Genomic DNA, 21986 nt, shown 5'->3' with positions numbered 1-21986 from the left:
TAGGCTCCTCACTTCAACGTTTTGAGATCGGCGAGCGCTTTGGTGGCTGCCTGGCGCATCAGACCCTGATCGGACATGTAGATGAAGCCACTGCCGCCGATGCCGCGCATGGCGGCCGCATCGGCGAGGCTTCCCACAAAAAACCAGACCGGCTTACCGGCTGCCTGCCCGGCTTTGGCGATACGCTCGGAGGCTGCGCGAACGGCCGGCGCTTCGGATGAATTCTCCTCCATGGCAGCGGCGAGATCGCCGCGCCCGACGAAGAGCGCATCAACACCATCGACCCGTGCAATCTCTTCGACGACGGAGAGAGCCGAAGGATCTTCGATCTGCGCCACGACCGTGGTCGTTGCATCACCTTGTTCGATATGCTGGCTCAGGTTGAGGCCGCCATAGCGGCCGGCCCGCGGCGAATTCGAAAAGCCGCGACTGCCCTTGCGATAGCGACAGGCCGCAGCAATTTCTTTCGCGCGCTCGACCGACGCCACATGCGGAACCAGCACGCCGACGGCGCCGCAATCGAGAACCGACAGCAGGTTGGAAGGCGCGCTTGAGGCCACACGCACCAGCGGCGCAATATGCGCGGCACGGGCGGAGACGATCGCATCGTCGATCGAGCGACGATCGAAGGGCGCGTGTTCTTCGTCGATGACGACGAAATCATAGCCGAGATCGCCGAAGATCTCCGTCGCGTGGCCGGTCGGCGTCTTGACGAAGGTTCCAGCCAGTAGTTCTCCCGCAGCGAGCCGCTTGCGAAACTGCGCGGCATCCGGCCTGGTCATGGGTCAGCGTTCCTCTGCAAAGCTCTCAGTTCGGTGGAGCCGAGCGTTCCCGATCAAGCCTCGACAGCGAGGCCCCAAACGCCCCAACAGCGAACGACAGGATCTTTGACCGGTCCCGTTTGTTCGCGAGAGCGAAACTAGGTTTCAAAATATAAGAACCGAGTTCCTTGTCAACTGCCTTACGAATCTTTCTTCCCCAGGCTTTTCAAGCCGTTATTCTCGAACTATTGTTCCGCCCTCGCGAACAGCAATAATTCGCGCATATGGCCGAAGTTCTCGGGAAGGCTCAGAATGTCGGATGGAATGGACGGCGGCGTACGCTCGGTCGGTCTCGCGCTCGACGTGTTGGAGACTGTTGCTTTCTCCCCTGAAGAACTCGGCGTCACCCAGATCGCCGATCGGCTTGGCCTGACCAAGGGCTCGGTCCATCGCCACCTGTCGACACTGGTCGAGCGGGGCTATCTGAAACAGAACATGCAGACCGCGCGCTATTCCATCGGCCCGAAAAGCCGCATCCTCGCGCGCGCCGCACCGGAGATCGATCTCATTCAAATCGCCGAAGGACCGATGCGGGATCTGCGCGACAGCGTCGGCCAGACGGTGGTTCTGTCGTCTATGAGTCCGCGCGGCGCGCTGGTCCACTTCGCGGTTTCCAGTGCGTCGCCGATCGAAATCGGTGTACGTCCCGGCAGCGAACTGTCGTTCGTCTCAAGTGCGCAGGGACGCATCCTGTTGGCCTATTCGCCGCTCCCCTTTCAGGAGCGCATCCTGGCACGCCCGATCGAAAAGCTGACGGACAGGACGATCATCGCGCGCGATGAGTTGGAGACAGAGCTGGGGAGGATCGTAAAGCAAGGCTTTGCCTCCGCGCCCGAGGAAACCCTGCTCGGGATCAATGCCATCGCAAGCCCGATCTTTGACGAGCATGATACGATCGTGGGCTCGGTCGCGGTGGTCGGCTCGATCCAGTTTCTGCCCGCTGAACCGGGAGAGGCCATCATCAGCGCGCTCAAGGAATGTTCGGAGCAGATTTCGCGACGGCTGGGCCATGGCCGCTCGTCCGCGCAGCAAATGCGGTCTCCGGCAAATGGCGCCGTTTCTCGCAGAAGAAAAGTGTAGTCCGGGCCGCGTCAGACGCGGCCCGGTGCGCGTTTTGGTTATTTCCCCATCAGCAGTTTCACGCCGATAAGTGACACGTCGGGAATGTAGGTAATGATCGCCAGAGCGACCAGATAGACGAACAGGAAGGGAATGATCCCCCTGTAGAGCACCTTCAGCGGAATGCCCAGTACCGACTGGGCCACGAAGATGTTGATGCCAAACGGCGGGTGGAACAGGCCAATCGCCAGATTGACCGTCACCACAATGCCGAAGTGAACCGTGTCGATGCCGATCGCCTTCACCATCGGCACCAGAAGCGGCGTCAACAGCAGGATCGCCGACAGCGGATCGAGGAAGCAGCCGACCGCGAGCAGCAGGACGTTGATCGCGAGCAGGAACATCCATGGCGTCACGCTGTAGTGTTGCAGCCAAGCCGCCAGCATGGATGGCACCTGATTGGATGTCAGGATCCAGCTGAACACGCCGGCACAGGCGACGATGATAAGGATCTGCGCCGAGAACACCGCCGTCGCCGAGGCGGCTTCGACAATGTCCTTGAACGTCAGTTCGTGGAAGACGAAGCGCGTCACCAAGCCGGCATAGATGCAGGCAACCGCCGCCGCCTCGGTTGGCGAGAACACGCCGCCATAAATGCCACCCAGGATGATGAACGGCGCGCCAAGCGCCCACAGACCCCGCTGAGTGGCATAGAGGAAACGCTTCCACTCGAATGGCGACCCGCGACCGATATCGTGCTTGCGGCAATACCAGATGACATAGGCGGCGAGCATGCCGGCGATCAGCAGACCCGGAATGATACCGGCAGCGTAGAGACGCGGCACGGATTCCTCAGCCGCCGCACCATAGACGATCATCGGAATGCTGGGCGGGATGATGATGTCGATCGCGCCAACGGCCGTTATGAGGCCGGCGGCGAAATGATCGGGATAGCCGGCCTTGCGCATGGCCGGATACATCACCTTGCCGATGGTGGCGACGGCGGCAGCGCTGACGCCGGAAATGGCGCCAAAGATCGTCGTCGTTCCCACGGTGGTAATGCCGAGACTGCCGCGCACCGGGCTCGCCGCGCTCTGGACGAAGTCGACGAGCCGCTGCGCGACGCTGCCGCGTCCCATTAGCTCGCCGGCATAGATGAAGAACGGCACGGCCAGCAACGCGAACTGATTGATGGTGCCGAACAGATTTTGATGCAGCACCGCCGGCTGAATACCCATGACGAACATGAGCATCGCGGTGACGCTGGTGAGAAGGACAAGGAAGATCGGAAAGCCGAGGAGCAGGAGCACCAGCGGCACGACAACGAGAGCAAGAGTCATTGACGCTGCTCCAAAGCTGCCGATTCTGGATCTTCAATAGGTGGCGCACCAAAGCCGGCCGCCCGCAGGATCAACATGATGATCACCAGCCCGAGGCCGATCAGCACGGCGGAGTGCGGAATCCACATCGGGATGTGGGCGACGTCGCTCTTCGAACCGAAGGCGAAGATGCGATTGACGTAGAACCAGGACGATTGGGTGATGGCATAGCCGACCACGGCGATAGCCAAGGCCGCCTCGATCCAACGCAACGCCGTTTTCACCGGTTGGGGAAAATTGATGGCGATGGCATCCATGCGCAGATGCATGTTGCGCCACGTGACGATGCCGGCGCCCAGGAAGGCGATCCAGATCATCGTATAGACCTGAACTTCCTCGGCACCGAGCAGACTGTGGTTAAACACATAACGTCCGACGACATTGGCGAAATTCAAAAGAACGATGGCAATCAACGCGACCCCGAGGGTCACCTCCAATATGCGCATCAACGATCCGACAACTCTATTGACCATGGGAACCTGCTCTATCGCTTCCTTCCTGGTGGGAGTTCAAACTCCCGCTCATTTCCCGCGTAGCCAGTTGCTGGCCGCCTGCAGGACGTCATAGTCCTCCTTGGCGCCAGGCGTCGCGGCAAACACTTGCGGCAGCACGCCGCCGACTACTTCGAGATATTTCGCCTGGTCGGCCGGGCTGAGATCGATCATCTCGCCGCCGTTCTTCTTCCAGACATTGGCGCTGTTGGTGAGATCTTGCTTGGCCCAGGTGAGCACAGCCGCTTCAGCCTTACTTGCCTCTTCGCGGACGATCTTTTCGAGATCCGGACCGAGCGACTTCAGAAAGGCGCTGTTGGCGACGACAGGCGTGACGATGGTCGATGACGGAATGGCAGTCAGCGCCTTGGCCACATCGTAATATTTGAAGATCGTGAAGATCGAGAGACCGGCAATGAGGCCGTCGATGGTCTTGTTCTGCATCGCGGGCAATACTTCGCCCAATGGCATCGACAGAGGCGAGGCGCCGAGGCGGCGATAAGGTTCGAGATGCAAGGTGGCGCCGCCGGGCGTTCTGATCTTCCGGCCATTGAAATCGGCTATCGTGCGCACTGGCTTGTGCGACAACAGATAGAGCGGCGTCGAGGCGAAATAGGCGATCGGTTCGACACCTTTCGACTTGCCGAGTTGGTCGATGCGCGCACGCACGGTCGGATCGGCGAAGATTTTGGCGCTCAGATCGAAATTGTCGAACAGGCCAGGCGCGTCGAAGACGATGAAACGCGGCTCAAGCCCAACGAAAAACCCCGTCGCCACCGAGACCATTTCGATCGTGCCGAGCGCGGTGCCTTCGACGGTCGCCGGGATCGAGCCAAGCTGGTTCGACGGATAGAATTCAATCTTGATCTTGCCGCCGGCGCGCTGATCGACACCCGTCGTGAAGGCCTTCACCCATTCATGGATGCCGTCGTTGACGGTGGCTGACGAAATCTTGAGCTTGATTTGCGCATGCGCCTGCAGTGCGCTCATCGAGATGAGCGGCAGTGCCAATGCGGCCAGCTTGATCCATGATCTCATCGCATCCCCTCCCCTGGACGTCGCTCAAGCGCAACGCCAATTCCGCACCCCTCCGGTGCGGATTGGCATGCTTGCGCGCGACCATCTGGCATGCAAGCTCGGCATTAGGGCACGTCGGTCTGATTGCAGATAGATGCCAAAAATGTCCCCTCGATACCTAGAGAGTATCTGCTACTTGCTCCGCGCCCGCTGGGCAGCGGCCGACAGAACATCGTAGTCCGCCTTGAAATTTGGGTTGGCGGCATAGACGACCGGCAGGATCGACACGACGTTGTCGATATATTTCTTTTCTTCCTCGGCCGGCATCTTGATGACCTCCCCGCCGTTTTTGCGCCAAGTGTCGAGGGCGGCGGCTTCGTCGGCCACACCCCACGGCACGATGGCGTTTTCGGCGTTGATCGCCTCTTCGCGCACCACCTTTTCGAGGTCCGGCCCCAGCGATTTGAGGAAGGCGCTATTGGCGACGATCGGCGCGATGATCACCGAGCCCGGCAGGGCCGTCATCCCCTTGGCGACATCGTAATATTTGAAGCCGGTATAGACGGTGAGACCCGAGATCGCGCCGTCGATGGTCTTGTTCTGCATGGCAGGCAGGACCTCCCCCAGGGGCATGGACAGCGGCGAAGCGCCCACCTTGCGGTAGGGTTCGAGATGCAGCGGTGCGCCGCCCGGCATGCGCAGCTTTTGACCGGCGAGATCGGCGACCTTGCGCACCGGCTTGTGGGACAGAAGATAGAGCGGCGAGTGGACGAAATAGGCGACCGGCTCAAGGCCCTTGCTCTTGCCGAATTGCGACAGCACCGCGCGGGCTTCCGGATCGGAGAATACCTTGCGGCCATGCTCGGTATTGTCGAAAAGGCCCGGCATATCGAGCACAAGAAAACGCGGCTCGAGGCCGACGAGGAAACCGGAGGCCACCGAGATCATCTCGATCGTGCCCAAGGCCGTTCCCTCGACGGTGGCTGGAATCGGGCCAAGCTGATTGGACGGATAGAATTCGACCTTGATCTTGCCCGGCGCGCGCTTCTCAACGCCCGCGGTAAAGGCTTTCGCCCATTCCTGCGCCATGTCATTGACGGTCGGCGTCGAAATCTTGATCTTGATTTGAGCCTGCGCCATGCCCGCCGTCAGCAGCAAAGGCAGCCCGACGAGCGCGGCTTTGATCATCGATTTCATGAGTTCCCCTCCTCAAGATCGTTCGTGCGCGTAAGCGGCTACACGATAGTGGCGAAGACGGCCCACGCCCTTCCCGCGCGGGCCGCTCACATCTTGTTATTGACCGCGGGCTTTCTGCGAAGCCGTTAGAAGGACATCGTAGTCGCCCTTGAAGTTCGGATTGGCGCTATAGACCGCCGGCAGAATCGACACGACGTTGTCGATATATTTCTTCTCTTCCTCGGCCGGCATCTTGATCACTTCGCCGCCATTTTTGCGCCAGACATCGAGACCGGCGGTCTCATCGGCCACGCCCCACGGCACGATGGCGTTTTCAGCATTGATCGCTTCTTCACGCACGATCTTTTCCAGATCAGGACCCAGCGATTTCAGGAAAGCGCTATTGGCCAGCACCGGCGCGACGATCACCGAGCCCGGCACTGCCGTCAAAGCCTTGGCGACATCGTAATATTTGAAGCCGGTGAACACCGAGAGACCGGCGATGAAGCCGTCGATGGTCTTGTTCTGCATGGCCGGCAGCACTTCGCCCAACGGCAAGGACAGTGGCGAAGCATTGGCCTTGCGGAACGGTTCGAGATGCAGCGGCGCACCGCCAGGCGTGCGGATCTTCAAGCCGGCGATATCGGAGAACTTGCGCACCGGCTTGTGCGACAGGAGATAGAGCGGCGAGTGAATGAAATAGGCGATCGGCTCGACGCCCTTGGTGTTGCCGAACTTCGACAGAACGGCGCGCGCGGCCGGATCAGACAAAACCTTGCGGCCATGTTCGGTGTTGTCGAACAGGCCCGGCATGTCGAGCACGAGGAAGCGCGGTTCAAGACCGACATAGAAACCAGAAGCGAGCACGACCATTTCAATCGTGCCGAGCGCGGTGCCTTCGACCGTCGCAGGGATGGGTCCCAACTGACCGGCGGGATAGAATTCCACCTTGATCTTGCCACCAGCGCGCTTTTCGACGGCCGCAGCAAAAGTCTTCGACCATTCCGCCGACATATCGTTGACGGTGGGCGACGAGATTTTCAATTTGATCTGCGCTTGCGCGGCGGTCGACAAACCAACCGCCATCGCCGCCGCGAAAGCGGCGCCCAAAACCTTGCGCATTTACGAAGCCTCCACTCCAGATTTGCAGGCGCTCAGGCCCTCCGCCAGCGCGTGCATTTGCACATATCCTGGCATGGACGGGCCCGTTTGTCACCGCATTCGCGGAGTTTTCGGCGATTTTTCTTTTAAATCCGCCTGTATCGGCAGGCGGCATGCTTGACCTGAACTTCTTTCGTTAGCGTCAATTATCCGACTTCATCGTAAAAAACTGTGTTGGGAAAAGCACATGGCTGAAACTGCGGAGGTCAGGCCCGCGCCGATGTCAACACAGGCTCGGCTATTGACTCAGGCTCCGTCTCACGGGGGCGCCGGGCATAACGTTGGGCCAAAGTGGCGCAAGCGAAGAGCTGTGCCTGGTGAAAAAGCATCAGCGGCAGGACGATCAAGCCGAGCGCCTGGCCGGGGAAGAGGATGTTGGCCATAGGAATGCCGCTGGCCATGCTTTTCTTCGAGCCGCAGAAGACGATGGCAATCTCATCTTCCTTGGAGAAGCCCAGGCGGCGGCTGACGATCGTCGTGATCGCCAACACCAGTCCCAGAAGCACGACATCGAGCACGACGATCAAGATGAGATCGTTCGCCGTCACCTTCGACCAAATGCCTGCGACCATGCCTTCGCTGAACGCATCATAGACGACGAGCAGGATCGAGCCACGGTCGACCAGCGAGGTCACGGTTTTATGCCGCTGCAGGAAGGCGCCGATGAAGGGCCGCAGCAGTTGACCGGCCAGGAACGGCAGAAGCAGTTGCACGGCAATGCTTTCCAGCGCCTTGGTGCTGAAGCCGACGCCTTTCGAATCAAGCAGGAGCATCACCAACAGAGGTGTGACCACCATGCCGAACAGATTCGAGACCGAGGCACTGCACAGAGCGGCCGGAACATTGCCGCGCGCGATCGACGTGAAGGCGATGGACGATTGCACTGTCGACGGCAGCACGCAGACGAACATGAGACCCAGCACCAGATCATGCGGCAGCCAGGTGCCAAAGGCCCTGGTCAGACCCAGGCCCAGCAGGGGGAAGAGCACATAGGTGCTGGCAAAGACCAGGGATTGCAGCCGCCAATGCAACAGGCCGTCCCAGACGGCGCGTGGCGACAGCCGGGCGCCGTAAAGGAAGAAAAGGAGCGCGACGGCGATCGACACCGCATCATTGGTCAGTTCCGCGCCCACGCCTCGTGCTGGCAGGAGCGCGGCAAGGCCGACGGTGGCGACCAGGACGACGAGATAGGGGTCGATGCCCAAACGGGCCAGAAAGCGGCGGATCATGGGGTCAGGTCCTCAAAATGCTGACCTGCTTGTAATCCCGGATCGGCCCATTTTGATCCCCACTGGATATGATATCGATTATCATATATTATGATAATCATGGCTTCGGAACCGCCTCCGCTCGATCCCGTCCTACTGCGCAGCTTCCTGAAAGTCAGCGAAACGCGCAGTTTTACCGAGGCTGCCCGCCAGTTGGGCCTGCAGCAATCCTCGGTCAGCCAGCACGTGGCGCGCTTGGAAAAACGGGTTGGGCGACGGCTCCTGGCCCGCGACACCCATGAGGTCAGGACGACCCCGGATGGGGATGCGATCCTGCCACTTGCCCGGCAGGTGCTGGAAGCCAGCACCCGCATCGAGCGCTATCTCAAGGGCTCGACCCTGCGCGGGCGACTGCGGCTCGGCGTCTCGGAAGATTTCGCCTTCACCGTACTGCCGGACATTCTCGCCGAATTCGCCATGCAGCATCATGCCGTCGATCTGGAACTGACCGTCGGCCTCAGCGGCCTGCTCTATGAAAAATATGACGCGGGCGATCTCGACCTGATTTTCGTCAAGCGCCGCAAGGGTGACGACCGCGGCGAAGTCGCGTGGCGGGAGCGGCTTGTCTGGGTCGGACGTCCAGGCACGCTTCTGGCCGAGCAGCCGGTGGTGCCCCTGGTGCTCTACCCACCGCCGAGCATCACGCGCATCCATGCGATCGACACATTGGAGCGCGCCGGTCGCGCTTGGCGCATCACCTGCACTAGCGACAGTCTGGCGGGCTTGCGCGCGGCGACGGTCGCTGGCCTCGGCGTCACCGCTCATTCGGCGCGACTGCTGCCGCCCGGTCTCGTCGAAGTGGAGCCGCAAGAAGCTCTGCCGACACTGGGCTCGATCGAATTCGTCGTGGTCGGCGGCCAATCCCACCAGGAAGCAGCGCGCGCCCTGGCCACGAGCATTTTGTCGGATACGAGCCGCCTGCTGGCGGCCACGGGGCGGCGCTCATCCGGCGCGCCTTGAATCGCGATGTCGAGACATCGCGATTACCCCATGATCATCTGACTTGCTCGCTCCGTCAGTCCGCCTTCGACCAACCGAAAACCAGCCATTTGTACTGCGAAGCCTTATCGGGCTCAGCGGTATAGGTCATCTGGAGGTCGCCACCTTTGGCGTAGATATCGAGCCTGGGCGCGGTGTTCAGTTCGAGCCACAAGGAATTGTTTTTGAAGGACCAGGTTCCACACCAAACGCAAGGCCCGGATGCTGGGTCGCCCGGCTGGTGGAAATTATAGCGACCGTCAGCCTTGATCTCCAAGTAGTCGAAGGCCTCGTAAAACGTCGTCACGGTCTGCTGAAACTTGGTGGCGACCGCCTTCTGTTTCTGCGTGGGCGTGCCTTTCAAATCCCGTGGTGGCCGGATCGCCGATCCGGTGATCTTCCACTTGCCAATGAAATCGTTTTGAGTCGGAAGATATTCGGTTTGAGCTTGTGCCGATGAAACTGGAATAAAAAAGGACAACCACGTGGCGATGAGTGCTGCCGCCACTGACTTTGCGCAATTCAAGATAACCTCCGAAGCGAGTCCAGCCAGATAAACATTGGCTACAAATCACCCTGGATGATTATCAGAGCTAGAGCAACGCCCGGTGTGTCGCGTCATCCAACCGTCATCGCCGCATCATACGCGTGGACATTGCTCATCTCATTAGAGACGCGGCTCATGCTGCGCGCCACCATTGCCATTGCTTTTCTTGCTGCGGGTCTCGTCGCCGCTCGCGCGGAAGATCCAAAGACCCATGCTACCGAAGCCATCGCTTCCTTTCCCGCGCCTGAAGCCAGACAAGCCGTCGCCGTCGATGCGGACGCTTTCTATGCGATCACCGATCGCGCAATCAGTCGCTACAACAAGAAGACCGGTGCCAAACTCACCACCTGGACCGATGCGAAAGATGGACCGTTCATTCATCTCGACAGTGGTGTCGTGATCGACGGCAAACTTTATACCGCCCACTCCAATTATCCCGAATGGCCGATGACGAGTTCGATCGAGATTTGGGATGCCACGACATTGAAACATATCGGCACGCGCAGCTTCGGTATCGATCGCGGCTCCTTGACGTGGATCGACTATCGCGATGGTGTCTGGTGGGGCGCCTTCGCCAATTACAATCGCGTCTTCGGTCGCAGCCCCCTCGCCTATGGCAATAAGTACAACACGCAGATCGTGCGTTTCGATGCGGACTGGCGCATCGCCGAGGCTTGGGTTCTGCCGCCCCAGCTGATGGAAAAATTCCAGGACATGAGCAATTCCGGCGGATCGTGGGGACCGGATGGCCGGTTGTGGATCACCGGCCATGACCTGCCGGAACTCTATGCGTTGGAATTGCCGAAGGCAGGTTCTGTGCTGCGCTGGGTCGGCACCGCTCCGGCCCCTATCGCCGGTCAGGGCATTGCCTGGGACCGGACGCAAAAGGATGTGATCTGGGGCGTCATTCGCGACAAGGTGAAAGGCGAAAACCGCGTCACCGCCACGCGTGTGCAATTGCCTTAAAGCCTCTGCTTAGAGCTTGGCGACCGCGCGTTTCAATTCGCGCAGATCGCGCCAGGCCAGCCGCTTGTGCGCCGGCTGGCGCAGCAGATAAGCGGGATGGAGCGTTGCCAGCGCGCGGATGCTGCGCTGGCCCTCGCCACCTTCAAGAGCGAAGTCGCGCCACACGCCGCGCGCGCGCATGATGCCTTCCTTCAAGCCCAGCAACGTCTGCGCCGCCGATCCGCCCAGGCAAACCACGATGGCCGGATCGACCAGGGCGATCTGCCTGTGGATAAACGGCAGGCAGATGGCCGTTTCCTGCGGTGACGGCGTGCGGTTACCCGGCGGCCGCCAGGGCACGACATTGGCGATATAGACGTGGCTGCGATCCATATCGATGGCGCGCAGCATCATGTCGAGCAATTGGCCGGCCCGGCCGACAAAGGGCAGCCCTTGCCGGTCTTCATCGGCGCCCGGCGCCTCGCCCACCAGCATGATGCGTGCCTGCGGATTGCCGTCGGCGAAGACCAGGCGGTTGGCCGTGCGCTTCAGGGCGCAGCCATCGAAATTTTCCAGCGCGGCCCGCAGCTCGTCCAACGACTGGGCGGCAGCCGCGAGTTCACGCGCGGTACGCGTCGCTTCGTCAGGTGGCGGCGCCGCCGTGGCGCTCGGCCGCGCGAGATCGCGCGGCGCCACCCGCCCCTGCGATTGCGGAACTGGCGCACTCGCCTCCGCTGGCTGGCGCCGCTCCACCCGCGCAGGCTCGGCGGCGACTTCGGCAAATCGGTCGCGCGGCTGCTCGCCCACCGCGAGGTCGATGCCCATGTCGGCATACCACCTCGCGATCGCGACCAGTTCCTCGCGCGTCAGATTTTGAACGTCCATTGCAGCCATTGGGGGATTTTAGGGCTTTTGGCGGACCAGGACAAATCGGTCGCCAAATCGGCAAGACAAATGACCACAAATCTGGTGCGGCCCGGTTCCAGCCCGTGTAGGTAAAGCCTAACAGGGAGAGAACAATGTCCAAGCCGAAGGTGCACATCTACAACCCGGTCGACGAAACCGGGGAGTCCTACCGCCGCATGCGCGAGGCCGGGCTCAATCTCATCAAGCCCGACGAGGTCTGGGGGACTGCCGCCAATCGCCGCGAAGTCGTGGAAATGACCTTCGCCTCTGACACCGCCGTGGGCGTCGGCGTCGCCAATCGTTCCACACAGGTCACGCGCAAATCGCTGGAAAGCGCACCCGATCTACGGGCAATCATCAAATACACCGTCGGCTTCGACAATGTGGATATCGATGCCGCCAATGAATTGGGCATCCTCGTCGTCCATTCGCCGACGGAACCGAATTGGGCTGGCGTCGCCGAAGGCACGGTGGCCAATATTCTCACCATGCTGAAGAAGACGCGCGAAAAAGATCGCCATGTGAAGAATGGCGGCTGGCGCGATCCGTCCCTGCAGGGCATCTATCTCGGCGCCCGCCATATGGATAATTATCCGGGTCTTGCCATCGGCATCATCGGCCTTGGCCGCATTGGCTCGCGCGTCGCCGATCTCTTCGCGCCCTGGCGCGTGCGGCTGATGGCCTATGATCCTTATGTGGATGAATCGCAGTTCGTGCTGCACAATGCGCGCAGCGTCGATCTCGAAACCCTGCTGAAGGAATGCGACGTCGTCACCGTCCATTGCAATCTGACGCGTGAGACGACCAAGTTGATGAATGCCGAGCGCATCGCGCTGATGAAGAAATCGGCGATCCTGGTGAACGCGGCGCGCGGTCCGATCGTCGATATCGACGCTCTGTTCGAAGCTCTGGAAAAGAAGCAATTGGCCGGCGCCGCGCTCGACGTTCTGCCGGAAGAGCCGCCGAATCCGCAGACGCCGATCCTGGGCCTAGGCGATAACGTGCTGCTGTCGCCGCACATGATCGCCAACAATGTCGGTACCGGCTTGCAGAATGCGGTCGGCTGGGTCGAAAAAGCCGTCTTCGATGTGCTGCGCGGCGAGGTGCCCCGCCATGTGGCCAATGAAGAGGTTCTGCCTCTGTGGCAGCAGCGGTTTGGTGGGAAAAGCCTGATCTGAAGCCACGTGCATGTGAGCTATGCAAATTTGAATTTGGTTTAAGGGTGAACCAGCCCCTATGTTGCCGCGGCAATCGACCGCAGGGGGGTCGCGGGAGGCATTTCAGTGAGCGCACAGGCAACGGCTGAGACGAACAAGAAAATCGGCAACCGTTTCCCGCCGGAGGTCATCATCGCGGCCGGCTGCCTGATGTCGGTCATCACCTTCGGCCCCCGCTCGGCCGTCGGTCAGTTTCAATTGCCGATCCTGGGCGAATTCAATTTCGGCTCGGAAATCTTTTCCTTCGCCATGGCAGTGCAATATTTATTCTGGGGGATCGGCCAGCCGCTGGCCGGTGCCATCGCCGATAAATATGGCACGGCCCGCGTTCTGGTCGCCGGCTGTATCGTCTATGCCATCGGCATTGCTTTAGTGGTCTGGTCGTCCGATCCGCTGACCTTCACGCTGACGCAAGGCGTTCTCGTCGGCTTCGGCTTCTCGGCCTGTTCGTTCGGCTTGATCATCGGCGCCTTCGGCAAATTGCTGCCGCCGGAAAAGCGTTCCTTCGCCTTTGGTGTCGGCACCGCCGCCGGCTCCTTCGGACAATTCCTGTTCTCGCCGCTTTCGGGCGCGATGATCCAGGCTTACGGCTGGCACATGACCGCGTTCATCTTCTCGGCCACGGTCATCGCCTGTATTCCGCTCGCGCTCTTTCTCAGCAACCGCCCGACCGCGGCGCCCACGTCTGATCCGAGCCCGGCGCAAACCCAATCGTTCCGCCAGGCGCTGGCGGAAGCCTTCGGCCATCGTTCCTATGTGCTGCTGGTGATCGGCTTCTTCACCTGCGGCTTCCAACTCGCCTTCGTCACTGTGCATTTCCAGCGCTATGTCGTCGAAGCGGGTCTTGCACCCAGTATCGGCTACTGGGCTTTCGCGCTGGTTGGCATCTTCAACATCATCGGCTCATTGGCTTCGGGCTGGCTCAGCGACAAGCTGCCGCGCAACTGGATCCTGTCGTTCATTTACCTGTCGCGCTCGCTGGTGACGATCGCCTTCATCATGCTGCCGGTGACGCCGTTCAGCACCATGCTGTTTGGCGTACTCACCGGTCTGTTGTGGCTGTCGACCGTGCCGCCGACGTCGAGCCTCATCAGCATCATGTTCGGCATGAAATATTTCTCGACGCTCTACGGTCTCGCCTTCCTCAATCATCAGATCGGCGGCTTCATCGGTCTGATGCTGGCGGGATGGCTGCGCGAAGCCACCGGCTCCTATACGGTCGTCTGGTGGCTTTCGATCGCGCTCGGCATCATTTCGGCGGTCATCAACCTGCCGATCGTCGAAAAGCCCGTGTCCCGCCAGCCAGCGGCCGCCGCCGCGTAATCCGACTTTCGTTGGAGACTTGACCATGATCGGCGCCCTTGCGGTGCCGACTGGGGTGGTTTAGCGCAAACGGAGAGTTTTGTTTTACGCATTTTCTTCCCGCGAACCGGCATCCACTTCGCTTGAAAATGCTTTTGCTTCGGAGGGCTTCCCTATGCCGACATTCCGCGCCATCCGCATCGACAAGGCCGACAAAGGCACCCAGGCCTCCTATGTCGATTTCGACGAGAACGAGCTGATGGACGGCGATGTGACCGTGCGCGTCAGCCATTCGACGGTGAATTACAAGGATGGCCTGGCGATCACCGGCGCGTCGCCGGTCGTGCGGCGCTTTCCGATGATCCCCGGCATCGATTTCGCCGGCACGGTGGAAGCGTCCGACAGCCCGGCCTTCAAGGCCGGCGATGCGGTGGTTCTCACCGGCTTTGGCGTCGGCGAACAACATATGGGCGGTTTCGCGCAGAAGGCGCGGGTGAAATCATCCTGGCTCGTGCCTCTGCCGGCGGGCCTCACGGCGGCGCAGGCGATGGCCATCGGCACGGCGGGCTTCACCGCGCAGCTTGCCCTCCTGGCCCTGGAGAAACATGGCGCCAAACCGGCCGACGGCCCGCTGATCGTCACAGGCGCCGCCGGTGGCGTCGGCTCCATCGCGGTGGCTTTGGCAAAGAAGGCCGGCTGGCATGTGATCGCCTCGACCGGCCGGCCGGAAGAAGGCGACTATCTGAAAAAGATCGGCGCCACTGAGATCATCGCGCGCCAGGAATTGTCCGAGCCCGGTCGCCCGCTCGGCAAGGAACGCTGGGCCGCCGGCATCGATTCCGTCGGCTCGCACACGCTCGCCAACGTGCTGGCGCAGACGAAATATCGCGGTGCCATCGCCGCCTGCGGCTTGGCGCAAGGCATGGATTTGCCGGCCAGCGTCGCCCCCTTCATCCTGCGCGGCGTGTCCTTGCTTGGCATCGACAGTGTGCAATGCCCCATGCCGGAGCGACATGAAGCCTGGCAGCGACTGGCACGCGATCTCGACAAGGATCTGCTCGCCAGCATGACGCGGCACGTGCCCTTCGCCAATACGATCGATATCGCGCACGATATCCTCGCCGGCAAAGTGCGCGGACGCGTCGTCATCGACGTTGAACAGAAATAGAGTTACGCGCGGCCCATCTGGGTCGACAGCATGCTGAGGTCGACGCCGATCTTCTTCAGCGCGCGCTCATATTTGCTGTCGTGGTCGGCATCGAAAATGATCTCTTCGTCCCCGGGGCAGGTGAGCCAGCCATTCTGCTGGATCTCGCCTTCGAGCTGGCCCTCGGCCCAGCCGGCATAACCCAAAGCCAGGACCGACCGGCTGGGTCCCTCGCCCTTGGCGATGGCCCGCAAGATGTCGACCGTCGCCGTCAGCGCCACGCCGTCGGCGATGTTAAGCGATGACGAAGGGGTGAAGAAATCCGGGGAGTGCAGAACGAAGCCACGGCCGCGCTCGACCGGGCCGCCGCGCAGCACGGGAACCTGGGTCACTTTCTCCGGCAAGCGAATGGCGTCGTCAGCCGCGATCACTTCGAGCTGGACCAGCAGTTCGGGAAAACTGACCCTGCGCGATTGGCGGTTGATGCGGATGCCCATGGCGCCGCTGCGGGAATGGGCGCACAGATAAATCACCGACCGTTCGAAGCGCGGATCGCCAATGGTCGGCGTTGCGATCAGCAGTTGGCCCTCGAGACTGAGATTCTCGCCGCCTTCTGCTTTGATCCGATCAATGCTCATACCCTTAATCTAGGCATCAATTCGGGCATGAACAAGGACACCCTCAGAGCGGCCTGTGGGTGAGAATGCCGGCCTGAAACCCCCGCAGGGCAGCGGCATCCGAGAGCGCGCGCTCCCCTGCTGCAAAAAGCCGCTCGGCGCCCTCTTTCCCGGCGATCGGCGCGGCAAGTGCCATGAATTTGCGCTGAAATGCCTCATTCTCCAGCGGCCGCCCCGGGTCGCCCAGTGCCTCGACCACCTCGATGGTTCGTGCCGTCGCCCCTGCGCGAAGATGCACGCGCGCCGGCCAGCGGCGCGGAAACACCGCGTCGAGTGCCGAATCATGTTCCACTGAAATTTTCGTCATCAGCGCTGCGATTCGCGGATCCTGACTCCGATCGACTCGCTCGACATCGGTCAGCAGCGCCGGCTCATAGGCGGCCAGCGCGCATTGATAGGCAACCGATGTCATACGCCCCATGCGCGAGGCAACGCCACCACCGCTGCCGATCATCGCGACATAATCCTTTGGCACGCCTATGCGGACGCTCTCGATTGCAGTGGGATCGACGCCTTCGGCCAGAAACTGACGGAAGCCATCGACCGCCGCGATCGTCTGCTTGGCTGCGCAAATCGGCTTCAAGCTCAGAGCGCCCATGTCGACGTCCGCATCTGAGAGCGCCACGTCACGATCGAAAGCCAGACCATGCACGCGTTGCAGCCAATCACCATCGAGCAGACTGACATCAGCGGCAAAACCATCAGCGATGGCGCGGGCGGCGCGCACGCCTGCTGCTGCGGCCTGCCCCACCAGCCACCACCGTGGTCCGAGCCCCGCCACATGACCACCGGCACCGCCCGATATCTGATTGAGCCCCAAGGCCATGGCCTTTGCCACATCGGCGCCGTTGCCGCCGAAGAGGACGCTGGCTGTGACAGCCGCGCCCACCGGCGCCAGCAGATAGGTCGGCCAGACGCCGCGATAGAGAATGCGCGGACCATCGACCGCCCGGCCAAGGCGCATGATGATGCGATAGCCGGCCGCGATGGCCCGGGACATGACCTCAGGAGAGGCACCGAGCTGCGCGCCTGCGATCAAAGCGACCGGAACCACGATCGAGCCCGGCGTCGTGCAGGACGTCAGGTGAATGTCATCGACCTCGCTCAGCCGTGTCGTGGCCACGGCCAGTGCGACGCGATCGGGCACGGACGCGCTCCATGCGTCATCGACCAGATGCGCGCGAAGCTTGGCAGCCTCGCTGGTCGCTCCACCAGCCAGCATGGCGGCCGCGATATCCAAGAGCGACCGCGTTAGGAATTGTGGCGACGCGCGTTCGGCAAGAATTTTCTCTGCAATCTGTTGAACTACGGCCATAGGCTCGGTCTCGTCTCGCTTTTCCGTCGCCACATTGAGATGCAGGCGTCGATTTGATAAAATACTTAAGTGAGTACCTCAGGCACGGAGTATCGTTGTGCCTCGCAAGAAGCGTAAGACGCCATCGGATCCGTTGATCCGCGCCCTCGTCCTCAGCATTCTGCTGTGCGGCGTATTGGCCTTGTTCATCGTCACCTGGCCTGATGCGCCGGGCAACGATAGAGCTAGCGTCGTCACGCCCGCGAACCCACCAGCGCCGCCCGCCACCGCAGCACCAGCGGCGGCTGTCGCCGTACCGCCCGTGCTCGGCAGCGAGGCTATCGAAAACTCGACGGCGGGCCGCAGCGGCACGCCGCAGCGGGAAGGCTTCGCGGTGGTGCCACGCCGCGTTCCCAGCGTTGTCGTCGGCCCGGACGGCAAGATCATCTCGCGCTAATTTTCAAGCGGCGGCAATCTCGGCGACACGCGCGGGAAAATAACGATCAAGCCAATCGAACACGACGCTGTGAACCCGCACATTGCTGTCGGCGAACATGAAGTGATCCGTCTCGGCAAACAGATGCAGATCGCACGGCTGCCCGGCCCGTTTGAACATTTCGATCGACTGTTCGGTTGGCGTTACCGTGTCGACGGAGCTGTGCAAGAGCAGCAGCGGCCGTGGCGCCATGCGATGTACCACATCGTCGGCGCGGAAGTCGAACATGCTCTGCGCGGTCTCGGCGGTGAATTCGAGGATCGCGCCGGCGGCGAGATGGCCGCGCAGCTCGGGTGGGATCGGCACGATGTCGTAACGCGGCACCATCAAGGATTCGCCGGTCTGTTCGCGATGGCGCTTGCCTTCAGCCAGCATATTCGTGAATTTATCCCAGGCGGCGCCGGGATGCTGGCCGCGAAACTTGCGCTCGCCGTTGCCCCAGCCGCCCGACGAAATGACCGCGCCGACCCGCTCATCGACACTGCCCGTATAGACCGCCACGGCGGCACCGAAGCTCGATCCGAGCAGGCCGATGCGGCCGCCATCGACCTCCGGCCGGCTTTGCAGGAACGTCACGGCGCTGCTGGTGTCGCGCACCTGTTCAAGACAGATCAGATTGGCGCGCTTGCCTTCGCTCTCGCCGCAGCCGCGCATGTCGAACCCCAAGGTGACATAGCCGCGCTTGCTCAGCATAGCGCAGGGGCCGATGACATTGCCCGACGACTTGTTGCTGCCGAAACCGTGCAGAACGATGATCGCCGGACGCTTCTCGCCGGGCTTGTAGTCAGGCGGCAGATTGAGCGTGCCCGACAGCGTCAAGCCATCCGACTCGAATGAAACCTTCTCCATGCGCATTCTCTCCGGTCGTTATTTGCCGCTCGTTATTTGCCGCTTGTCATTTCGCCAGTTCGACGACGTCTTTCGGCGCCTCGATGATCTGCTGGGAAATCTTGGCCAGCATATCGGCGCTCATCGGTTCGATATAGAGTTTCATTTTCACCGTATCGGCGAGAAAGTCCTTATCCTTCATCGTATCCTCGAAAGCCTTGCGCAGGGCGGCCGACCGCTCCGGAGGAACGCCGGGCGGCAGGAAAACGCTGCGGCCGAAATCGGATTCCGCCGACAGAAATTCCGCCACCCGCCGATGCAGCGGATCGGGCATCATTTCGGCCAGGGTCGGAACGCTAGGAGCCGAAGGATCGCGGGTGATCGAGGCGAAGACGATGGGAATGATTTTCCGATCGGCGATTTCTTGCGGCATGGTGAGCTGCACGCTGATCCAGGAGGCGCCACGCCCCTCCACTTCACCACGTTGCATGGCAAGGTTGAGATCGGCCACGCCCTTATAGCCGGTGACGATCTTGAACTTGGTGCCGGCGAATTTGTTGAGCACATTGGGCACGATATAGGTCGGCGAACTCGGCCCCGTCGCGCCAATCACCACTTCGGTGGCCTTCGCCGCCTCGACGCTGTGCGCCTTCGCCGTAGGCCAGACCGCGAGCATATTGCGCACCGGCGCCATATTGCCGAGCCAATACCAATCGCGCGCATCGTATTTGGCATATTCGGGCTGCAAGACCTGATGCAGGACGATGGTCTGCTGGGTCATCGCCATGGTCAGCCCGTCGCGCGGCGCCGTGTTCTGCATCTGGTTGGCAACCTGCAATCCGCCCGACTGGCCACCGGCGAATTTCACCACGATCTTGGGATTGCCCGGAATATATTTGGGCATGTGATCGGCGAGCACCTGAGCATAAGGACCGAAGCTGCCGCCGGGGTCCGACCCGATGATGAAATTGATCGCCTTGCCTTTATAGAAATCGGCGACATCTTCGCTCGCCGCAGGCGCCACCTGCAGACCCAAGATCGTGGTGAAATTCGCCAAAGCCCAAACGGCTTTCTGCCATGCCATCGCCGCCCTCCCCAGAGCTTGAGGGCGGACGCCGATTTGCCGATCGCTCCGCCCTATGTTGGATCGATCATAGCATTGCCGGAGGCGGCGTCACGCCGGCTTTTTCGGCGATTTCGACGAGCTGGCGGCGCAGCCGATCGGACAGCGGGATGCCACTTTGCGCGCGCTGCGCCGCCTCCTTCTCGGCCCGTTCACCGGGAATGCGTATTGGCTCGTCAGGGTCGAGGCGCGGCAGCGCATGAATGACGGTGTCGAGCAGATCGATGTCGCTGACGAATTCCTCGACCGGACGGAATTTCGCGACGTCGATGGCGATGACCGTCTGACTTTGGGTGTGCCAGGTCTTCTTACCCGGTCCCAACATGGCCGTGAGCACAGGGGCGCCGGCCAAAACACTCGTCAGACATTCGAACATCAGCGCCAGCCCGGCGCCCTTGGGGCCACCAACCGGCAAAGGGATGACCGCCTTGGCGGGGTCGGTGGTCGGCTCGCCTTGCGCATCGAGCGCCATGCCCGGCGGGATCTGCTCGTTGTTGCGCTGTGCCAGCCGCAAGCGGCCGTTGGCGATGATCGAGCTTGCCATGTCGAGCATGGTGACGCCCGAAGGCCCGCCCGGCACAGCGATGGCCAGAGGACTGGTGGACAGACTGGCGGCCTTGGCGCCGTGATAGGCCATCAGCGGCATGCCTGAACCCATGACGATCGCCGCCATGCCTTGCCGTGCGATCCATTGCGCATAGAAGCCGAGCGCGCCGCTATGGCCAAAGCGCCTTATGGTGCCAAGCGCGATGCCGCTGCGCCGCGCCCGCGTAACGGCCTCGCGCATGGCGAGCCCCATCGGCACCGCGCCGAACTGATTGCCGCCGTCGATCAGGAACAGGGCGTCGGCCACCGCCTGCATCTGCGGCTCGCCCTTCAGGTCGATGTCGCCGCGCGCCACAAGATCGAGATAGCGCGGGACGCGTTCGACCCCATGGCTGTCGATGCCGCGCAGATCGGCCCAGACGAGCACCTCCGCCAGGGTCGCGGCATAATCGGCCCGCATGCCGTGCTTGACGAAGATCTCCGCCACGAAGGAGCTGAGATCTTCGCCGTCTAAAACCACTCCAGCCATCGTCCGCCTATTTCCAGCTTATTTCATGGATGTTTTAGCCCCCTCGACGATATCAGGCGGTGTGTTGAGAATATCGTTGGCGATCTTCTGCACCTCGGCCCCGGACGTCGGGTCGATTTCGAGCTTACGCTTCTGCGCCGTCTCAAGGAACTCCTTGTCGCGAACGGTCTTGTCGAACGCGTCGCGCAGGGCCGCCAGCCGGTCGGCCGGAATCTGCGGTGGCGCCAGCAGCGCCCGGCCGATCGCCGCGCCGGCGGAGGCAAATTCAATGATCCGCTTGGCCTTGGGGTCGCTGACGACCTCCTGCATCAGCGGCACATTGGGCAATTCCTTATTGCGCCGCAGTCCCGCCTGCAGAACGGGAATGAGTTCGCCCGACGCAATAGGCGCCGTATGAGTGACGCGCCAGGAATTCCAGGCCGAGGAGACGAGATCGACCTCACCCTGCTCCATCGCGTGGATATATTCGGCCGAGCCCTTGTAGCCGCAGACCATTTTGAAATCGAAGCCGCCCAGCACTTTCAGAAGCGCTGGATATTGATAGCTCTGCGAATTGACGCCGGAGCACCCGACGATGAGCTGCTTCTGCTTCATTTCCTCGATGGTCTTGGCCGGCGCGCCCTTGCGCAGGACGAAGCCCGTATTCACCGGCGCGAAGGAGCCGATGTAGGACATCTCCTGCACTTTCCAGCGGCCGATCTCCGGCTCGAGGATCTGCGTGTGAACCAGCGTTTCGGGGAAGAGCGAAATCACCGTGCCGTCGCGCGGCGACTGCGCATAGAAGAAGGCGGCGGCGACGACGCCTGCGCCACCCGGCCTGTTCTCGATGATGATGTTGGGATTGCCGGGAATATATTTCCGCATGAATTCGGCCGCCATGCGGGCATAGAAATCATAGGAACCGCCCGGCGGATGGCCGAGCATGATGGTGAGATTGCGGCCTTTGTAAAATTGCTCGACCGATGACTGCGCGTGGCCCTGAGCCGTCATTGCCAGCAGTGCGATGGCCGCGCCAAACAAACCCTTTTTGATGTTCCTGTTCACGTCAATCTCCTCCCTTGCCGTGAGCTTCTGTCGAG

Annotated in this window: 22 protein-coding genes; 7 read left to right on the top strand and 15 right to left on the bottom strand. The window is 61.5% G+C overall.

What is annotated here, in order from left to right; genetic code table 11:
• Nucleotides 1-8: 8 nt before the first annotated feature.
• Complete coding sequence (locus OIM99_RS25160) at nucleotides 9-782, bottom strand: aldolase/citrate lyase family protein (protein ID WP_311853269.1); 774 nt, start codon at nucleotides 780-782, stop codon at nucleotides 9-11.
• A gap of 291 nt (nucleotides 783-1073) precedes the next feature.
• On the opposite strand from OIM99_RS25160, the gene OIM99_RS25155 reads away from it, so the two are divergent.
• Nucleotides 1074-1901 carry an IclR family transcriptional regulator gene (locus OIM99_RS25155; protein WP_311853268.1) on the top strand — a complete coding sequence of 276 codons (828 nt, stop codon included), beginning with the start codon at nucleotides 1074-1076 and terminating at the stop codon, nucleotides 1899-1901.
• A gap of 38 nt (nucleotides 1902-1939) precedes the next feature.
• On the opposite strand, the gene OIM99_RS25150 is transcribed toward OIM99_RS25155, so the two are convergent.
• The 6 genes from OIM99_RS25150 to OIM99_RS25125 all read right to left on the bottom strand — a co-directional run bounded on the left by OIM99_RS25150 (nucleotide 1940) and on the right by OIM99_RS25125 (nucleotide 8333).
• A complete protein-coding gene (locus OIM99_RS25150) occupies nucleotides 1940-3220 on the bottom strand; it encodes a TRAP transporter large permease (RefSeq protein WP_311853267.1) in 1281 nt (426 codons plus the stop codon).
• Entirely contained in the window at nucleotides 3217-3732 is a 516-nt protein-coding gene (locus OIM99_RS25145; RefSeq protein WP_311853266.1) for a TRAP transporter small permease, read from the bottom strand. Before OIM99_RS25145 ends, OIM99_RS25150 begins: the two co-directional genes overlap by 4 nt.
• Nucleotides 3733-3780: 48 nt before the next feature.
• On the bottom strand, nucleotides 3781-4788 hold the full coding sequence (locus OIM99_RS25140; RefSeq protein WP_311853265.1) for a TRAP transporter substrate-binding protein: 1008 nt from the start codon (nucleotides 4786-4788) through the stop codon (nucleotides 3781-3783).
• Nucleotides 4789-4959: 171 nt separating this feature from the next.
• Nucleotides 4960-5964: a TRAP transporter substrate-binding protein gene (locus tag OIM99_RS25135; protein WP_311853264.1), complete on the bottom strand. Its 1005-nt coding sequence runs from the start codon at nucleotides 5962-5964 to the stop codon at nucleotides 4960-4962.
• Between the two features lie 96 nt (nucleotides 5965-6060).
• Entirely contained in the window at nucleotides 6061-7065 is a 1005-nt protein-coding gene (locus tag OIM99_RS25130) for a TRAP transporter substrate-binding protein (protein WP_311853263.1), read from the bottom strand.
• Between the two features lie 245 nt (nucleotides 7066-7310).
• On the bottom strand, nucleotides 7311-8333 hold the full coding sequence (locus tag OIM99_RS25125; protein ID WP_311853262.1) for a bile acid:sodium symporter family protein: 1023 nt from the start codon (nucleotides 8331-8333) through the stop codon (nucleotides 7311-7313).
• A 99-nt stretch (nucleotides 8334-8432) separates the two neighbouring features.
• Here OIM99_RS25125 and OIM99_RS25120 point away from each other — a divergent pair, with 99 nt between their 5' ends.
• The gene (locus tag OIM99_RS25120) at nucleotides 8433-9332 is read left to right on the top strand and encodes a LysR family transcriptional regulator (protein ID WP_311853261.1); all 900 of its coding nucleotides are present in this window, start codon (nucleotides 8433-8435) and stop codon (nucleotides 9330-9332) included.
• A gap of 55 nt (nucleotides 9333-9387) precedes the next feature.
• On the opposite strand, the gene OIM99_RS25115 is transcribed toward OIM99_RS25120, so the two are convergent.
• Complete coding sequence (locus tag OIM99_RS25115) at nucleotides 9388-9858, bottom strand: hypothetical protein (protein WP_311853735.1); 471 nt, start codon at nucleotides 9856-9858, stop codon at nucleotides 9388-9390.
• 174 nt (nucleotides 9859-10032) lie between these two features.
• On the opposite strand from OIM99_RS25115, the gene OIM99_RS25110 reads away from it, so the two are divergent.
• The gene (locus OIM99_RS25110; protein ID WP_311853260.1) at nucleotides 10033-10863 is read left to right on the top strand and encodes a cycloisomerase; all 831 of its coding nucleotides are present in this window, start codon (nucleotides 10033-10035) and stop codon (nucleotides 10861-10863) included.
• A 9-nt stretch (nucleotides 10864-10872) separates the two neighbouring features.
• Here the strand turns inward: OIM99_RS25110 and OIM99_RS25105 are convergent, their stop codons facing one another.
• Complete coding sequence (locus OIM99_RS25105) at nucleotides 10873-11727, bottom strand: uracil-DNA glycosylase (RefSeq protein ID WP_311853259.1); 855 nt, start codon at nucleotides 11725-11727, stop codon at nucleotides 10873-10875.
• Between the two features lie 134 nt (nucleotides 11728-11861).
• Between OIM99_RS25105 and OIM99_RS25100 the strand changes: the two genes are divergently transcribed.
• The 3 genes from OIM99_RS25100 to OIM99_RS25090 all read left to right on the top strand — a co-directional run bounded on the left by OIM99_RS25100 (nucleotide 11862) and on the right by OIM99_RS25090 (nucleotide 15435).
• The gene (locus tag OIM99_RS25100) at nucleotides 11862-12926 is read left to right on the top strand and encodes an NAD(P)-dependent oxidoreductase (RefSeq protein WP_311853258.1); all 1065 of its coding nucleotides are present in this window, start codon (nucleotides 11862-11864) and stop codon (nucleotides 12924-12926) included.
• Nucleotides 12927-13025: 99 nt separating this feature from the next.
• On the top strand, nucleotides 13026-14288 hold the full coding sequence (locus tag OIM99_RS25095) for an MFS transporter (protein ID WP_409371580.1): 1263 nt from the start codon (nucleotides 13026-13028) through the stop codon (nucleotides 14286-14288).
• 154 nt (nucleotides 14289-14442) lie between these two features.
• Complete coding sequence (locus tag OIM99_RS25090) at nucleotides 14443-15435, top strand: MDR family oxidoreductase (protein WP_311853256.1); 993 nt, start codon at nucleotides 14443-14445, stop codon at nucleotides 15433-15435.
• Between the two features lie 2 nt (nucleotides 15436-15437).
• On the opposite strand, the gene OIM99_RS25085 is transcribed toward OIM99_RS25090, so the two are convergent.
• Both OIM99_RS25085 and OIM99_RS25080 read right to left on the bottom strand, forming a co-directional pair.
• Nucleotides 15438-16052, bottom strand: a complete 615-nt coding sequence (locus OIM99_RS25085; RefSeq protein ID WP_311853255.1) for a YqgE/AlgH family protein — start codon at nucleotides 16050-16052, stop codon at nucleotides 15438-15440.
• 43 nt (nucleotides 16053-16095) lie between these two features.
• Nucleotides 16096-17406 (bottom strand): MmgE/PrpD family protein, encoded by a 1311-nt coding sequence (locus tag OIM99_RS25080; RefSeq protein ID WP_311853254.1) that lies wholly within the window; start codon nucleotides 17404-17406, stop codon nucleotides 16096-16098.
• 97 nt (nucleotides 17407-17503) lie between these two features.
• Between OIM99_RS25080 and OIM99_RS25075 the strand changes: the two genes are divergently transcribed.
• Nucleotides 17504-17842 (top strand): hypothetical protein, encoded by a 339-nt coding sequence (locus OIM99_RS25075; RefSeq protein WP_311853253.1) that lies wholly within the window; start codon nucleotides 17504-17506, stop codon nucleotides 17840-17842.
• Between the two features lie 3 nt (nucleotides 17843-17845).
• On the opposite strand, the gene OIM99_RS25070 is transcribed toward OIM99_RS25075, so the two are convergent.
• From OIM99_RS25070 to OIM99_RS25055, 4 genes are all read right to left on the bottom strand, one after another.
• On the bottom strand, nucleotides 17846-18730 hold the full coding sequence (locus tag OIM99_RS25070; protein WP_311853252.1) for an alpha/beta fold hydrolase: 885 nt from the start codon (nucleotides 18728-18730) through the stop codon (nucleotides 17846-17848).
• Nucleotides 18731-18776: 46 nt separating this feature from the next.
• Nucleotides 18777-19793: a tripartite tricarboxylate transporter substrate-binding protein gene (locus OIM99_RS25065; RefSeq protein ID WP_311853251.1), complete on the bottom strand. Its 1017-nt coding sequence runs from the start codon at nucleotides 19791-19793 to the stop codon at nucleotides 18777-18779.
• Between the two features lie 67 nt (nucleotides 19794-19860).
• Nucleotides 19861-20907 carry an Ldh family oxidoreductase gene (locus OIM99_RS25060; RefSeq protein ID WP_311853250.1) on the bottom strand — a complete coding sequence of 349 codons (1047 nt, stop codon included), beginning with the start codon at nucleotides 20905-20907 and terminating at the stop codon, nucleotides 19861-19863.
• An 18-nt stretch (nucleotides 20908-20925) separates the two neighbouring features.
• The gene (locus tag OIM99_RS25055; RefSeq protein ID WP_311853249.1) at nucleotides 20926-21951 is read right to left on the bottom strand and encodes a tripartite tricarboxylate transporter substrate-binding protein; all 1026 of its coding nucleotides are present in this window, start codon (nucleotides 21949-21951) and stop codon (nucleotides 20926-20928) included.
• Nucleotides 21952-21986 lie beyond the last annotated feature (35 nt).

Origin of the sequence: Methylocella sp. CPCC 101449 (assembly GCF_031921685.1) — a bacterium.
Lineage (GTDB): Bacteria > Pseudomonadota > Alphaproteobacteria > Rhizobiales > Beijerinckiaceae > Terripilifer.
This window is presented reverse-complemented; position numbering and strand designations above follow the sequence as displayed.

Coding starts and splice junctions, on each gene's coding strand:
- OIM99_RS25060 (WP_311853250.1), bottom strand. CDS start 20,907: ATGGCTGGAGTGGTTTTAGACGGCGAAGATCTCAGCTCCTTCGTGGCG.
- OIM99_RS25125 (WP_311853262.1), bottom strand. CDS start 8,333: ATGATCCGCCGCTTTCTGGCCCGTTTGGGCATCGACCCCTATCTCGTC.
- OIM99_RS25105 (WP_311853259.1), bottom strand. CDS start 11,727: ATGGACGTTCAAAATCTGACGCGCGAGGAACTGGTCGCGATCGCGAGG.
- OIM99_RS25150 (WP_311853267.1), bottom strand. CDS start 3,220: ATGACTCTTGCTCTCGTTGTCGTGCCGCTGGTGCTCCTGCTCCTCGGC.
- OIM99_RS25140 (WP_311853265.1), bottom strand. CDS start 4,788: ATGAGATCATGGATCAAGCTGGCCGCATTGGCACTGCCGCTCATCTCG.
- OIM99_RS25065 (WP_311853251.1), bottom strand. CDS start 19,793: ATGGCATGGCAGAAAGCCGTTTGGGCTTTGGCGAATTTCACCACGATC.
- OIM99_RS25110 (WP_311853260.1), top strand. CDS start 10,033: ATGCTGCGCGCCACCATTGCCATTGCTTTTCTTGCTGCGGGTCTCGTC.
- OIM99_RS25090 (WP_311853256.1), top strand. CDS start 14,443: ATGCCGACATTCCGCGCCATCCGCATCGACAAGGCCGACAAAGGCACC.
- OIM99_RS25120 (WP_311853261.1), top strand. CDS start 8,433: ATGGCTTCGGAACCGCCTCCGCTCGATCCCGTCCTACTGCGCAGCTTC.
- OIM99_RS25070 (WP_311853252.1), bottom strand. CDS start 18,730: ATGGAGAAGGTTTCATTCGAGTCGGATGGCTTGACGCTGTCGGGCACG.
- OIM99_RS25080 (WP_311853254.1), bottom strand. CDS start 17,406: ATGGCCGTAGTTCAACAGATTGCAGAGAAAATTCTTGCCGAACGCGCG.
- OIM99_RS25085 (WP_311853255.1), bottom strand. CDS start 16,052: ATGAGCATTGATCGGATCAAAGCAGAAGGCGGCGAGAATCTCAGTCTC.
- OIM99_RS25100 (WP_311853258.1), top strand. CDS start 11,862: ATGTCCAAGCCGAAGGTGCACATCTACAACCCGGTCGACGAAACCGGG.
- OIM99_RS25155 (WP_311853268.1), top strand. CDS start 1,074: ATGTCGGATGGAATGGACGGCGGCGTACGCTCGGTCGGTCTCGCGCTC.
- OIM99_RS25160 (WP_311853269.1), bottom strand. CDS start 782: ATGACCAGGCCGGATGCCGCGCAGTTTCGCAAGCGGCTCGCTGCGGGA.
- OIM99_RS25145 (WP_311853266.1), bottom strand. CDS start 3,732: ATGGTCAATAGAGTTGTCGGATCGTTGATGCGCATATTGGAGGTGACC.
- OIM99_RS25135 (WP_311853264.1), bottom strand. CDS start 5,964: ATGAAATCGATGATCAAAGCCGCGCTCGTCGGGCTGCCTTTGCTGCTG.
- OIM99_RS25130 (WP_311853263.1), bottom strand. CDS start 7,065: ATGCGCAAGGTTTTGGGCGCCGCTTTCGCGGCGGCGATGGCGGTTGGT.